Source organism: Desulfamplus magnetovallimortis (genome assembly GCF_900170035.1).
Lineage (GTDB): Bacteria > Desulfobacterota > Desulfobacteria > Desulfobacterales > Desulfobacteraceae > Desulfamplus > Desulfamplus magnetovallimortis.
In genome coordinates this window covers 96557-109901 of record NZ_LT828554.1, presented here as the reverse complement: position 1 = coordinate 109901, position 13345 = coordinate 96557, and the positions used below count along the sequence as shown (strand labels likewise).

Annotated in this window: 14 protein-coding genes; 8 read left to right on the top strand and 6 right to left on the bottom strand. The window is 40.9% G+C overall.

Annotation, left to right across the window (positions count from 1 at the left end; all coding sequences use genetic code 11):
* Positions 1-3 precede the first annotated feature (3 nt).
* From MTBBW1_RS20495 to MTBBW1_RS20475, 4 genes are all read left to right on the top strand, one after another.
* Complete coding sequence (locus MTBBW1_RS20495) at positions 4-1464, top strand: NAD-dependent succinate-semialdehyde dehydrogenase (protein WP_080806638.1); 1461 nt, start codon at positions 4-6, stop codon at positions 1462-1464.
* A 65-nt stretch (positions 1465-1529) separates the two neighbouring features.
* The gene (locus MTBBW1_RS20490; protein ID WP_080806636.1) at positions 1530-1847 is read left to right on the top strand and encodes a type II toxin-antitoxin system RelE/ParE family toxin; all 318 of its coding nucleotides are present in this window, start codon (positions 1530-1532) and stop codon (positions 1845-1847) included.
* Positions 1844-2134: a NadS family protein gene (gene nadS, locus MTBBW1_RS20485; RefSeq protein ID WP_080806634.1), complete on the top strand. Its 291-nt coding sequence runs from the start codon at positions 1844-1846 to the stop codon at positions 2132-2134. Before MTBBW1_RS20490 ends, nadS begins: the two co-directional genes overlap by 4 nt.
* Before the next feature lie 932 nt (positions 2135-3066).
* Complete coding sequence (locus tag MTBBW1_RS20475; RefSeq protein ID WP_080806630.1) at positions 3067-3321, top strand: hypothetical protein; 255 nt, start codon at positions 3067-3069, stop codon at positions 3319-3321.
* A gap of 253 nt (positions 3322-3574) precedes the next feature.
* Here MTBBW1_RS20475 and MTBBW1_RS20470 read toward each other — a convergent pair whose 3' ends face one another.
* The 4 genes from MTBBW1_RS20470 to MTBBW1_RS20455 all read right to left on the bottom strand — a co-directional run bounded on the left by MTBBW1_RS20470 (position 3575) and on the right by MTBBW1_RS20455 (position 7099).
* On the bottom strand, positions 3575-4669 hold the full coding sequence (locus MTBBW1_RS20470; protein ID WP_080806628.1) for an HDOD domain-containing protein: 1095 nt from the start codon (positions 4667-4669) through the stop codon (positions 3575-3577).
* 67 nt (positions 4670-4736) lie between these two features.
* Entirely contained in the window at positions 4737-5462 is a 726-nt protein-coding gene (locus tag MTBBW1_RS20465) for an energy-coupling factor ABC transporter ATP-binding protein (protein WP_080806626.1), read from the bottom strand.
* A 5-nt stretch (positions 5463-5467) separates the two neighbouring features.
* Entirely contained in the window at positions 5468-6154 is a 687-nt protein-coding gene (locus tag MTBBW1_RS20460) for an ABC transporter permease (RefSeq protein ID WP_080806624.1), read from the bottom strand.
* Positions 6155-6217: 63 nt separating this feature from the next.
* Entirely contained in the window at positions 6218-7099 is an 882-nt protein-coding gene (locus tag MTBBW1_RS20455) for an ABC transporter substrate-binding protein (protein WP_245809494.1), read from the bottom strand.
* Positions 7100-7630: 531 nt separating this feature from the next.
* Here MTBBW1_RS20455 and MTBBW1_RS20450 point away from each other — a divergent pair.
* From MTBBW1_RS20450 to MTBBW1_RS20440, 3 genes are all read left to right on the top strand, one after another.
* Positions 7631-8503 (top strand): methylenetetrahydrofolate reductase, encoded by an 873-nt coding sequence (locus MTBBW1_RS20450; RefSeq protein ID WP_080806621.1) that lies wholly within the window; start codon positions 7631-7633, stop codon positions 8501-8503.
* Between the two features lie 15 nt (positions 8504-8518).
* On the top strand, positions 8519-9331 hold the full coding sequence (locus MTBBW1_RS20445) for a rhodanese-like domain-containing protein (RefSeq protein ID WP_080806618.1): 813 nt from the start codon (positions 8519-8521) through the stop codon (positions 9329-9331).
* A gap of 173 nt (positions 9332-9504) precedes the next feature.
* Positions 9505-9747, top strand: coding sequence for a hypothetical protein (locus MTBBW1_RS20440; protein ID WP_139786838.1), 243 nt, complete (start codon positions 9505-9507; stop codon positions 9745-9747).
* A gap of 592 nt (positions 9748-10339) precedes the next feature.
* Here the strand turns inward: MTBBW1_RS20440 and MTBBW1_RS20435 are convergent.
* A complete protein-coding gene (locus MTBBW1_RS20435) occupies positions 10340-11116 on the bottom strand; it encodes an NRDE family protein (protein ID WP_186441562.1) in 777 nt (258 codons plus the stop codon).
* Between the two features lie 138 nt (positions 11117-11254).
* Here MTBBW1_RS20435 and MTBBW1_RS20430 point away from each other — a divergent pair, with 138 nt between their 5' ends.
* Positions 11255-11917, top strand: coding sequence for an MBL fold metallo-hydrolase (locus tag MTBBW1_RS20430; protein WP_245809493.1), 663 nt, complete (start codon positions 11255-11257; stop codon positions 11915-11917).
* 121 nt (positions 11918-12038) lie between these two features.
* Here the strand turns inward: MTBBW1_RS20430 and MTBBW1_RS20425 are convergent, their stop codons facing one another.
* Positions 12039-12929, bottom strand: a complete 891-nt coding sequence (locus MTBBW1_RS20425) for a DMT family transporter (RefSeq protein WP_245809492.1) — start codon at positions 12927-12929, stop codon at positions 12039-12041.
* Positions 12930-13345: the final 416 nt, after the last annotated feature.

Sequence of the window (13345 nt, the reverse complement as noted above, 5' to 3'; positions counted from 1 at the left end):
CAAATGATAAAAAAAATATTAAAAGATCCAACTTTGTTTCACCAAAAGTGCTATATCCAGGGAGAATGGGTAAATGCTGACAGCAATAAGGCATTGGATGTTACCAATCCCGCAACAGGAGAAACAATTGGTACTGTTCCCATGTGCTGCGCTGAAGAGACAAGAAAAGCTATCAAAGCTGCCGAAGAGGCCAGATATGAATGGCAGGCAAAAACCGCAGGGGATCGTTCCAGAATAATCCGCAGATGGCACGATCTTATGATGGAGCATCAAGAAGATCTGGCAATTATCATGACCGCAGAGCAGGGGAAACCCATGGCTGAATCCCGTGGAGAAATTGCCTATGCAGCAGCATTTTTTGAATGGTTTGCAGAAGAGGGAAAACGAATCTATGGTGATGTCATCCCTCAAACCGTCCAGTCACAGCGCCTGGTGGTCATAAAGCAACCCATAGGTGTCGTGGCAGCCATTACCCCGTGGAATTTCCCAAGTGCCATGATCACCCGAAAAGCCGGAGCTGCAATTGCTGTTGGTTGCTCAATCGTTGTGAAACCTGCAAAAGCAACGCCATATTCAGCACTTGCCATTGCAGAGCTTGCCCATAGAGCCGGTATTCCCCGTGGTGTATTTAATGTCATTACAGGTTCCTCATCTGCCATTGGCGGAGAAATGACAGCCAACCCACTTGTTCGCAAAATTACCTTCACAGGCTCAACCGCAGTGGGTAAAAAATTAATGCGGGATGCTTCTGATACAATGAAACGTGTTTCCATGGAACTGGGGGGAAATGCACCTTTTATTGTCTTTGATGATGCAGATCTGGATGCGGCTGTTGAAGGGGCAGTTGTCTCAAAATATCGCAACACTGGACAGACCTGTGTCTGCACCAACCGTTTTCTTGTTCAATCTGGAATTTATGATGCATTTTGTCAAAAACTTGCAGATGCTGTACAAAAAATGAAAGTCGGGAACGGTCTTGAAGGTGAAACCCAGCAAGGGCCAATGATTGATATGGCAGCCCTCAAAAAGGTTGAAGAGCATGTTGCAGATGCTCTTGCAAAGGGTGGACGCCTGGTAACAGGAGGAAAACGCCATGCCCTCGGAGGATCATTTTATGAACCGACAGTGATCGCAGATGCCACAGAAGAGATGCTGATCTCCACAGAAGAGACATTTGGCCCGCTGGCTCCGGTTCTGAAATTTGAAACTGAGGACGAAGCCATCCACAAGGCCAACAAAACCGAATTTGGACTTGCTGCCTATTTTTATACCAGAGACATGGCCAGGACATGGCGAGTGGGGGAAAAACTTGAGTCAGGAATGGTTGGTATCAATACCGGCCTGATTTCCAATCCTGTTGCCCCATTTGGCGGTGTAAAAGAGTCGGGCAATGGTCGGGAAGGTTCCAAATACGGGGTGGACGATTACCTTGAGATTAAATACCTTTGCATGGCCGGAATCTGAAAAAAATTTGAATTTAAATTGTAATTTTCTTGTCTTGTGTACGTCATTGGCGTATAAAAAGAACTATGGAATTTATCGAAACACCAATTTTTACAAAATTAATTTGCGAATTATTACCTGATGACGACTACAGAATGATTCAAAAAGCATTGGTATTACGTCCAGAAGCAGGTAAAATTATTCAAAACAGCGGTGGACTTCGAAAAATCCGATGTAGCTTTCAGGGGAGAGGTAAAAGAGGTGGACTACGCTTGATATATTACTTGGACAATCCAAATGAAACAATTTACATGCTATTGATTTATAAAAAAAGTAAACAAACTAATCTTTCTCCTGACCAAATCAAGATACTAAAAGATCTTATTAAGGAATTATTGCAATGAAAGAGGAAGATTTTAACAATCTCGTCAAAAGCATCAAACAAGCCGGTCAAATTAAAAAAGGTGAACTTGCTCCTTCCCGAAAATTTGAATTTAGTCCATTAGATATCAAAACGATAAGAGGAAAACTTCAAAAATCTCAAAGCGAATTCGCACTTATGATTGGTGTCAGCATTGCTACTCTTAAAAACTGGGAACAAGGTAGAAGAAGCCCTGATGGCCCCGCAAGAGCTCTATTGAAAATTGCATCAAAAAATCCAGAAATTGTTTCTAAGGCTTTAGGGGCATAGTATTCTATTCTCTCTAAAACCGTTTCTCAAAAAAGACGGGGCTGCTTTATCCACAAGCCCCGTCTTTTCCGAACGCATAGTTTCAACTATCAAATATTAAGTCACGTTATTCTTTAGATGTTCAACACCCGCATCCGCAACTTCCTTTTGAATCAGAACCACAATCGTGTTTATCAGGCCCGCAATCGTGGGAATGAGAGCCGCAACCGTGGGCCTGGGGTGGCTCTGGGCTGTAGATTCTCAGGTAATTTTACCACTGTTTGTACAACGTGGTATCGTCCAAAATGGTTTTCCATACGATACCAATAATCATCATTTTTTCCAAAAACATATGTCAATGCCCAAAAAGGAACATCAAATCGTCTCAAAAACAGGGCTTTTTCCACTTCATCTGTATAGCCAACCATATAGGGCATCACAAAACTTGGGGCTATTGTGAAGACCTGTTTTTTAGCTTGGCTGTCAAGGGTTTTCAGGCAAATTCGTCTTAATGGAACGTCTTTGAGCTTGTCTGAAGTTCTTTTATCGGTAGTGTCATAAAAGTGTTGATATCTTTTTGTGAAAGCCCTGCTGAATCAAGGTTTGTGAAGAGCTCATCAACATATTTGGGACACCACCCTTTTATCGTGCAAACTATAACCAGAACTTATTGTATCCGGAAACAATTCAGGATGCTGATTGATCATGCTGTCAACCCATTTTCGATAAGCAGAACAATCATCAAAGCTCTCTTGATATTTTGCCATTTCTATCGGAAGGGTTATCCGCTTGATATTACTTGTAACAATATGTTTTGTTTTACTGCATTGTCGTTTTGCATTTGTGGCGAGTCTCCTGATTGGTAAAGTTTTAATCGATTATGCCTCATTTTTAACTAAACCACAAAATAAATTAGAATCAGGGTAATTGAAAGCGGTGGAAGGGCGAAAGTTATGAATTTTCCCGGGGCAAATACTATAACGATTGAAGCACCTTCAACTATTTTTACAGTATTCCGGTCAGGAGCTACAGTCACATTTGAAGGAACAGACGGAACACTTATCTCCCTGCCAGCAACGACCGATCAACAGTCTGTCTCTTTTTCCGATATGCCTCCTGTTTGTCTTGTGATTGATGCTGGAGAGGTAATGCTGGGAGATCAGAGGTTGGAGACAACACCGGCTTTGATCGACACTGTCAATTCTTAATTTTACCGTGGAAATGGATACAAATTTTCGTCTTTGGGGTTGGCTGAATCACAACCATATCAGTTTAGGGTTATCTGCAACGTAGAGGCAAGGCATTCCTTGTCTCTAAAATTAACCGAAACCTAACCTGGACAAGCCAGAGCCAAAGAGGTTTTCTAATTCTCTTGCCAAAATAACACGAAAATCAAGAGCATTTCATCAAGTCAATGTCAGAAATAAGAATCTAATTTTTAGCTTTAACAATGCACTACAGCTATAACCTGAAAAGCGATTTTAACCAGGCAAAAAAGCCCCCTTTTCCAACGGATTCAGAGGCATGTTTTTTATTATTTTTCCGCTTTTCAACTGAACCACGATCTGCAGCGTTGTTAATGCGTGAGCTTCCGGAAGATTGCCTGCTATCTTTTAGGCTTATATTCATTTTTTCCCTCAAATTGGCTTCCGGAAAATTATCATCCAGAAGTGACACAATCTCCTGAACAAGTTTATACTGTTTTCCAGAAGCAGTAAGTGGAAAAGCTCTGTTTCGCAAAATATAGGTACCAGAAAGATCAGTGAGAAAGGATTCAGGGGATGATCTCTCCATACCCTCACACGAGCTGACAATTCCGGAAAGCCTTACAATGGAGCAGGCAAACTGTGTAAGGCCTGCTATTTCCCTATATTCAGGCTCGGCAGATTCAGGGGATTGCCAGTATGCAACAGCAGCACAAACTCTGTCAGGAAGATTCCAGGATTCCAGGATTTTACGTGCCACAAGACTTCCGGTGGTTTTGAAAATCTCAAACTCTGCATTTGCAAGGGGTTTTTTTGTACGTCTTGTGATATCAATGCATTTATCAAATGCATTTGGGTCATAAACTGCAAGAATCAGCTTACCTATACCCTGCAACAAACCCGCAATATAAAGCTCCCCGGGCAGAGATTCCACCATTAATCTTGGATCTCCAAGCCGTCTATTTGCAATGGCGCATGCCCATGACTCCTCCCAGTACTCCTTATCTGAAAATCCTTTGAGCTTTGGAAACTCAGGAAGTGCATTTTTAAAAAGATATCGGTAAAGTGCACTTAAGGTCTCTGTCAAACCAATACGCATTATTGCTGTACGTAACCCTGTAACCTCAACAACGGTTCTGTAATAAGGGGAGTTAGCAAGGTTAAGTATCTGTGCAAAAAGTACAGGATCACTCTGAATAAGATTTTCAAGCTCCCTGATATCAATTTTGTCAACTGGCATCCTGGACATTGTCATAAGACGGGGAGCAGAATCCGGCAGGGATGGAATTTTTACACCTGAGTCAAGAATTTCCTGGGCAATAGTATTTGCCATTATATTTTTATAGGGCATCTTCTCCTGTTATCCTTAATTACCGTGAAAATACTACTAAGGGGTGGCCATTGAATTTGGCTAAGACTCATTCCTTAGAATATTTCATTTCACTTTCAGGAATGATAAGCCCTTTCAAAAGATGCAGGTGACTGTCGCAGACACCATTAAGCCAGTTTTGGTCGTGACTTGCAACAATAATTGTTGTGCCCCATTCATCCCTTGCCTTTTGTGCTGCCCTTCTTATCATGATGGCACTGTCGGCATCTACGCTTGCTGTTGGTTCATCCAGCAGAAGAACAGAAGGTTTCAGGACAAGCCGTGCAGCCATTGCCACCCGCTGGGCTTCTCCTCCGGAAAGCTCATTCCATCTTCTGTGGGCAAACATGTCAAAATCCAGACCAACATGGGACATGGCATCACTTATTTTCTTGTCCATATCCACATTTTGATCATGACGTTTCATGCCCCTTATTTTCAGTCCGTAAATGATATTATCATAGACACTTCTTTTAAGAAGGTATGGTTCCTGTGTCAGAAGAGTTATATTAAAACGCACTTTTTTTGAAAAGGGGTGTGCTGGTTCTCCGTTGAATAAAACAGTGCCAAAGGTTGGTCTTATGGCAAAAGCAAGAATCTTCAGAAGAGTACTTTTTCCACTGCCGTTTGGTCCTGCAAGCCCTGTTATGGTACCGCGGGAAATCCTTAGCATATCTATCTCAAGGTCATTTTTATCCTGGAGTGAGCCATTTTTTTTCCCGTAAACATGCCGGATATCTTTAAGTTCAAATATATATAGTGTGTTAAATGACATGGCTTTTATTTTTTTCGCAGAAAGGCAAGAGAAAGATTAACACCAAAGGCAATGGTGACAAGGACAAGACCCAAAGCAATGCCGTTGGCAAACATACCCTTGCCTGTTTCAAGGGCAATGGCTGTTGTAATAGTGCGGGTATGCCATTTGATGTTTCCCCCCACCATCATGGAGATACCAACTTCTGTCATCACACGACCATAAGCGGTCACTGCTGCTGCAAGAATGCCGTATCTTACCTCCCAGAGGGAAGTTAAAATGATATCTTTTTTACCAGCGCCAAGGGATATAAGGGTAAGTTCAAGTTGTGGATCAATGGATTCCACTGTGGATGCTGTCAATGCAGCAATAATGGGAAAGGCAAGTATGGACTGCCCTATGGCTATACCCCACAGGGTGAAAAGAAGATTACAGTTGCCAAGGGGCCCCTGACTTGAAATAATGGCATAGACAAGAAGCCCTATAAATACAGTTGGAAGGGCAAGAAGAGTATCCAGAAGAGTACGAAGTGCCCGTTTGGCCCTGAAATTAAAATACCCCAGACAGAATCCACATGGAAGGCCAAGAATAAGGCTTAATAACATGGAGATGGTTGAGACCTTGATCGTTGCAAATACAGCAGACCATGTTGCACTGTCTCCGCCGGTAAGCAGAGCCAGTGCGTTCAGAAGTCCGGTGAGAATAAAATCCATCTGGAGTATTTTCCTGGAAGGCCCGCATCCTGATAAAATGAAACAGGAATAACGGAAATCAGATTATTTTGCGTTGGGAATAAAAAGTTTCTCACCAAGAAGCCTGAACTCTTTTATAAGATTCTGGGCACTCTCTCCAGCCATCCAGGCGGCAAACTTTGTGGCAAGATCATATTTGGCATTGGGACACTTTTCAGGATTAAGGGTAAGAACGCTGTACTGATTAAGAAGAATGCCGTCTCCTTCAACAAGAACTTTCAGGGGAGCATTACCGTTTTTCTGGGAGTTATATTTTATATATGTCCCACGATCAGTCATTGTATAGCCTTTTCTCTCTTCAGTAATGTTTATTGTTGCAAGCATTCCCTGACCTGTCTGAACATACCATGACTCTTTTTCTGGCATATCCTTTCCTGTGCTTTTCCAGAGGGATTTCTCTTTTTTGTGGGTACCGGAATCATCTCCGCGGCTTGTAAAAACAGCTTCCTTTTCCCTTATTGTTTCAAGGGCATCTACAACGCTTTTACCTTTTACAGCAGCAGGATCATTTTCAGGGCCAATTATTACAAAATCGTTGTACATGATCTCTGTGCGATCTTTGCCAAAGCCGTCGGCAATGTATTTTTGTTCAGCAGCAGGAGCATGTACAAGAAGCACATCAACATCACAGTTGCTGCCAAGTTTCAGGGCTTTGCCGGTTCCTGTGGCTGTCCATTTTATATCAATGCCTGTATCGGTTGTAAAATGGGGCATAAGATAATCAAGAAGACCTGTATTATCAGTACTTGTGGTGGTGGCCATCATAAGGCTGTTCTCTTCTGCATGGAGTGTAGTCATAGATGGGCAAAAAAACATTGTCATAAAAACAATTACAATAACAGAAATAGCGGTTTTAATTTTTTTTCTCATGTTTTTCATGGCTGAATGGTGAATTAAAGTTCTCATTTAATTTCCTTTTTTTATTTTGTCCTGGGTTTCAGATTTGATGTAGTGCACCGTCAAGACTTAATTTTAGGATTATCTGCAACGTAGAGACAAGGCATGCCTTATCTCTACAATCAAACGAACCCTAATTTTTAGCTTTGACAATGCAGTAGCTTCAAAAAGTCAGATTTCAGCAATTTTTTAGTCGCAAGCAACTAAAATCATTAAATAGCGTTTCCGGTATTTTCAACTTTTTGCAAGATCATCAAACATGGAAAATAAAGGTATCTGAACAAACTGATAATTTTAAATATACATGGCGCTATAGTCCGTCAAGTAAAATTGATTTCCTCAACATATTATCAGCAAACTATAACCAAAACTTACCATAACAAACAAGTTAACCTGACACCATGTTCAAAACTTCAGCCTGGCATATGTCGTGCTTGCAAATCAAACAGGTAGTTGGTAAAGTTCATTGAATAATGAAATCCACTGGATTGAATAAAGAAATCCACTGGCAAACACAAAAAAGAATCAAGGGGGTGTATTATGACAAAAAATTGTTGCTGCGAAAATGATAATCATGGAACCCAAAAAACGATTCCGAAAATTGATCTTGACAATTTTTTGACCACAATTGAAGTGGTTCCTCCGGCAGGTTCTGACCCGTCAGGGATTTTGTCTGCCCTTGATGCCCTGAAGGATCTTCCGGTAAATGCCTTCAGCATTGCCACCAATCCGGTTGCAAAACCCAGAATGTGTGCCCTCTCTCTCTCCGCACTTATCCAGCAGAAAACCTGCAAACCTGCCATTCTTCACTGTACCACAAGGGATCACAACAAACTGGGCCTTCAGGCAACCTTATGGGGAGCAAAAGCCCTGGGAATTCATACTGTCATGGCTGCAACCGGTGATTTTGTCTCCATGAACCAACGCAAAAATGTCTCTGATGTCAAGGATCTCAATGTATTTGAGCTCATCACCATGGCAAACGAATCAGACATGCTAACCGGTGCTGTGCTTGATTTCCGTCCTGAAGCAAACGGGCTTGAAAAGGAAGTTGAACGTCTGGAGAAAAAAGCTGCCGCAGGTGCCTCCTTTGCCGTGACCCAGCCAATATATGACAGGGACATGGCAAGGACAATATCCATCACCACAGGGCACATTGATATTCCCATCATAATGGGTATTCTGCCATTGAGAACAGCAAAACACGCCCGATTCCTCAATGAAAAAGTTGCCGGAATTGCAGTACCGGAAAAACTTCTTGAAAAAATGGAGAGTGCTTCTGACCCCATTGCTCAGGGGGTTGAAAATGCAAAAGAGATGCTCTCCATTGCAAAGGAGTTCTTCAGAGGGGCATGCATCATGCCTCCATTTGATCACTATGAAATCATGCCGGATATTCTGAAATCTGCTTGAGTTAAGGAATCAGCAATGAAAACAATAACGCCTGAAGAGTTAAGGGAATATCGCGAAAAGATGCATGAAAAGAGTTATATACTCATTGATGTGCGCCAAAAACCAGAATATGAGGAGGGACACATTCCAGGCTCTGTCCTGCTGCCCCTTGATGAATTTGAAGATCAGGTGGAATCCCTTCCTGAAAAAAACCTTATCTTCTACTGCCGAAGCGGTGGCCGATCAAATGCTGCTGCACTTACAGCCGACTTTTTCAATGAGGCTGGCAAGGATATATATAACCTTGAAGGTGGAATTCTGGCATGGGACGGCATACAGATAGAAGGTCTGCCCATGTTAAAGCTCTTTAACAGCGATATAGATGACGGCATGGACAAGGTGCTTGTTGATGCCATGAATCTGGAAAAAGGAGCTTTTCATTTTTACAGTCACATTATTGAACGTTTTCCGGAGAGTGGCTTGAACGATGTTATTTCACAGGTAAGGGACGGAGAGCTTGGCCATGCAAAGCTTATTTATTCCCACCTGAAAAATATCAAACCCGATGTAAAACCATTTGAGGATATCTATGATGCCCTTAAGGGAGATATACTTGAAGGTGGATACACCCTGGATGAAATGGTTAACTCACTGGAAAAAAGAAGTGACAATATACTCATTGATATTCTTGAGACATCTATAACAATGGAGTATCGAGCTTTTGATCTTTACAGGGTTGTAGCCGACAAGGCAGAAGATGAAAAACTCAAAGATGCACTTTACGGACTGTCACAGGCTGAAAAAGCACATATGGCTGTCTTGATCAAATCGCTTGAATCGTCGATTTAAGCTGTGAATCAATTAACAAACCCTCATGATTGCGAGGGTATCACAACGATGGATGAAAGTCTTTACATATCAATAAGTTATATAGACTTTCACATAAACACCCATGGCGGATGTCCGCCGCAAACAACTGAAATAACTTTTAACCAGGATACAAAAGACAAAAAAAGGGAAATATGGCAAAGTCTAAAGAAACAGAAACAAAATTAAAGGCGATTAGATTGGCATTGCAGATAAAGAACAAGACAAAGGAGATGGGAATAGAAGAGCATAGAAGTATTCTTGAAGCAACAGGAATGGATGCCAAGATGGTTCAATCTACACTTGATTCATGGGAGATGGAGCCGAAAGGATTGATGTGGTATCACTCAAGGGAGTGGTTAAGGAGAGTTGAAAGACAGCTCCAGGAAGGATTTTAGTGATTATTGCTTTTTTTGCAATTATTGAATTTGTCTGAATCAGGATAACCAGGATAAAAAGGATGTTCAGGATAGATAGTCCTGCCTTATCCTGTTAATCCTGGACATCCTGACTCAAACTTATAACGTACATGGCGGATTCCCGCCACAATCGAAGAGATGAAAGTCGTTTTAAGGATACTACAAAACCACTATTCAACAACAATGGACAAAATGTTTGACATCAGAGTCGCACCTTTCTCTCCTTTGGAAATAACTGCAACAAACAATGAGGCACCGTGCCAAAGGTTTGCCATCAACGAGTTCTCGGTTCCCATATCAATGCTGCCTATAGTATCAATACCTTCGCCAATTTTGCTTCGGTCTTAATCAAAATCAATATATTGTGTCTTACAAACCCAAAAGCACAGTATGAGGTAGTAGGATTGACAATTTTAAAGTCAGTTTAGAATTTGGCGAAGGTATTGTAGTATTCATATCAATATTACCCACGGAATCCGGAAAAGCATAGTAAAGCACATACCCTGTGGCATCAGTAACCCGGTAATAGCCATAAAATCCTCCTTTTTTTGGTTTTTTAAAACAAACTGCATCATCCTTTATATTTCTTGTAGCCCTGTTTTCTGCCGTTTGCAGACCATGTTATTTCTGAAAAGGTCTGATTACCGGCAAAATCCCATAACACCACAGATGTTGAACGTGTACCATAGCCTGGCATTGATATAAATATGGATGAAAGCTGTCTTTCCAGCTCAACCCCTACGCCTGTGTCGGGAAGCTCTTCATCAGGAGCAACTGTTTTGTTCTGCATCATGCTGTAAAGATTGGATTCAAGATCATCATGATTTTCCATTTTCCCTGTCTGATTTTCAAGAATTTTTTTTAATCCCTTTTTTACAATTTTAACTTTTACCCATGGAGTGTTCAGTGTACGATTGCTTATGGCATGTATTCCATGCTTTATCTTGATAATCTTTTGATCTGTAGATGATATGAAAAACATATCTTTCAAATCTGCTACAAGAAGATTAAAGCCATTGTAGTTATGCATCCGGCTTTTAACTTTTTCAAGGTAACTTAAAGGATTTTTGTCAGACAAAAGAAATGAAGCTACTAAATCTCCCCGTGAACGGGCATCAAGTTTCATGGAGGCAGGATCTCTAACATTTGTCAATGCAGCAAGACGACCAATTTTATTAAATGCCATCCAGGTTCCTTTTTGCTTCAAGTCACGCCCACCAATAATTTCAGGTTCATCTTCCCAAGGATTGAGAGGGGCTGTTGGTCTGTTAAAAAACTCATCACGATTGGCTGACAGGATAAGTCTGTATTTTTTATGAACGCCATATCCAAAAACAATTAAACACATATGATTTCTTATTCCATTTTTTACCGTAAAATTAACTATCATTTTTATAGTTGGGGGTGATTAATACACAATCATGCCCGTTTAATGAACTTAACGCCCTTCAGGCGGTCTTTTCCATAAATTAAAAAAAAAGGTGCTATGATGAAAAAAATTATTAAAAATATCTATCATGTAGGCGACAGTGGCTGCTCTGTTTTTCTGGTGGACACACAAAGCGAGTACGGTCTTGTTTTGATCGATGCAGGGATGAGTCTGGATTTCATCAGGCAGATTGACTCTTATAACATGCGATTCAAAGATATAAAACACTGTATTCTGACCCACTGTCATATTGATCACATTGATGCGTGTGCGGCATTAAAAGGTGCGTTACCCAAGATCAGGTTTTACGCCCATGAGCTGGATTCAGTACCAATAGAAGAGCCTGGTCACGATGAACGTACAGCAGCATCTTGGTACGGTGTAAAATACAAGCCGGTGAAACTGGACAGAAAATTCTACTCCGATATGACTCTTACCCTTGGCGGGTATGACTTTCAGATAATTCACACTCCAGGTCACACCCCGGGTTCAATATCTGTTCTTGTTGAGTCAGAAGGCAAAAAAGTGTTGTTCGGTCAAGATCTGCATGGCCCCTTTAACGATGGATTTTTGTCCGATCTTGAGGATTATCAGGCATCTATGCAAAAGCTTCTGGATTTAAAGGCAGATATTCTGTGTGAAGGGCATTACGGTATTTTCGAGCCAGCAGATAAAGTCCGAGAGTATATCGAAACATACAAGAGACAAAATCAACATTGATGAACATTTAAAGAGTTTGATTTTGAAAAAATTTCTGGCTTTTTACCGTGGAAATGGATACAAATTTCCATATTCGGGGGTGGCTGGATGCCGGCCATGACCGTTTACAAGATAATCAAGATTAAGAATCGCTCTTAAAAGAGCTGTACTCTTCATATCTTTGTATAAAAATACCGGCAAGTATGAACATAAGCCCGAAATAAGTTTGAGGCAAAAGCTCCTCACCAAGAACTGTACGTATAAAAATTAGTGACATGAATGGAGTCATGAAAATCAAATTAGTGACATTATTTGTATTTTTAACGGACTTAAGAGCTGTTATCCAGGTGATAAAGGGAAAACCAAACTCAAAACAGCCAATCCAGCAGGCACCATAAAGACCTTTCCAGTTGGAGAGCGTAAAAGATGAAAAGAGCAGACAGGCAGAGCCAACAAAGGGAATGCTGAAAAGAAAATTGAGAAAAATAGCTATGATGGGATCCTGTTTTGATCTGACATTATATATCCAGTACAGCGCCCAGATAAAGGTACATGCAACTGCCAGAAAAATACCAAAATAATTGAGCTGTAACCCTGTGGTGCTGTCTCTATATGAAAGAATAACAACACCGGAATAGCAGATAAGAGTTGCAAGCATCTGAAGCCTTGACAGGGGCTGTTTTAGAAGGGGAACAGAGAGCAGAGAGAGCGTTACTACCCAGGTGTAATTGATGGGCTGGACTATTTGAGCCGGAAGCAGGTCATATGCCTTGATGACCATAAGATAATAAGCAAAAGGATTTAAAACCCCCAGCAGAACATAAAACTGATACTCTTTTCGGGAGAGCTTAAACACTCTGTCAATCTTGCCCTGAATCAGCAAATAAATACCCAAAATCAATACCGCCGCTATGATTGAGTAGAAGAGAAGTTGCAGCACATCCATATGTTGCAGGGTTAGTTTAAAAGCCGTGGCAGAGGTTGACCAGAAGAGAACAGTTAGAAGTCCCAGTGCATATTCTTTTTTTATCATTTATAGACCTTTTGTAAATTACAATAACGGTTTTCACATCTGAAAGGTGTAAAGTGTTTTTGGGAGTATATGAAGTATGTAGCCTGTTTCAAACCCAAAGTCGACACCTATAACATCTTGAGCCTTGTCAATACTGTCTGAATCAGGATGCCCAAGATTAACAAGATAAGACAGGATTATATATCCTGAACATCTTTTTTATCCTGGTTATCCTGATTCAGACAAATTCAGCAACTGCAAAAAAGCAATAAGATGTCGATTTTGAGTTCAAAACAGGCGACCAGTGCATTGCGGTTTATTAATAGTTGACATTTGAATATCCGAAAAGATAAAATTTTGAAATAAAAAAAAGAACATTTAATTTTCTTCAAATCATTGAAGGTATTTGGGATTCCTTATTATTATGGGATATGAGG

Coding starts and splice junctions, on each gene's coding strand:
- MTBBW1_RS20495 (WP_080806638.1), top strand. CDS start 4: ATGATAAAAAAAATATTAAAAGATCCAACTTTGTTTCACCAAAAGTGC.
- MTBBW1_RS20490 (WP_080806636.1), top strand. CDS start 1,530: ATGGAATTTATCGAAACACCAATTTTTACAAAATTAATTTGCGAATTA.
- nadS (WP_080806634.1), top strand. CDS start 1,844: ATGAAAGAGGAAGATTTTAACAATCTCGTCAAAAGCATCAAACAAGCC.
- MTBBW1_RS20475 (WP_080806630.1), top strand. CDS start 3,067: ATGAATTTTCCCGGGGCAAATACTATAACGATTGAAGCACCTTCAACT.
- MTBBW1_RS20470 (WP_080806628.1), bottom strand. CDS start 4,669: ATGCCCTATAAAAATATAATGGCAAATACTATTGCCCAGGAAATTCTT.
- MTBBW1_RS20465 (WP_080806626.1), bottom strand. CDS start 5,462: ATGTCATTTAACACACTATATATATTTGAACTTAAAGATATCCGGCAT.
- MTBBW1_RS20460 (WP_080806624.1), bottom strand. CDS start 6,154: ATGGATTTTATTCTCACCGGACTTCTGAACGCACTGGCTCTGCTTACC.
- MTBBW1_RS20455 (WP_245809494.1), bottom strand. CDS start 7,099: ATGAGAACTTTAATTCACCATTCAGCCATGAAAAACATGAGAAAAAAA.
- MTBBW1_RS20450 (WP_080806621.1), top strand. CDS start 7,631: ATGACAAAAAATTGTTGCTGCGAAAATGATAATCATGGAACCCAAAAA.
- MTBBW1_RS20445 (WP_080806618.1), top strand. CDS start 8,519: ATGAAAACAATAACGCCTGAAGAGTTAAGGGAATATCGCGAAAAGATG.
- MTBBW1_RS20440 (WP_139786838.1), top strand. CDS start 9,505: ATGGCAAAGTCTAAAGAAACAGAAACAAAATTAAAGGCGATTAGATTG.
- MTBBW1_RS20435 (WP_186441562.1), bottom strand. CDS start 11,116: ATGTGTTTAATTGTTTTTGGATATGGCGTTCATAAAAAATACAGACTT.
- MTBBW1_RS20430 (WP_245809493.1), top strand. CDS start 11,255: ATGATGAAAAAAATTATTAAAAATATCTATCATGTAGGCGACAGTGGC.
- MTBBW1_RS20425 (WP_245809492.1), bottom strand. CDS start 12,929: ATGATAAAAAAAGAATATGCACTGGGACTTCTAACTGTTCTCTTCTGG.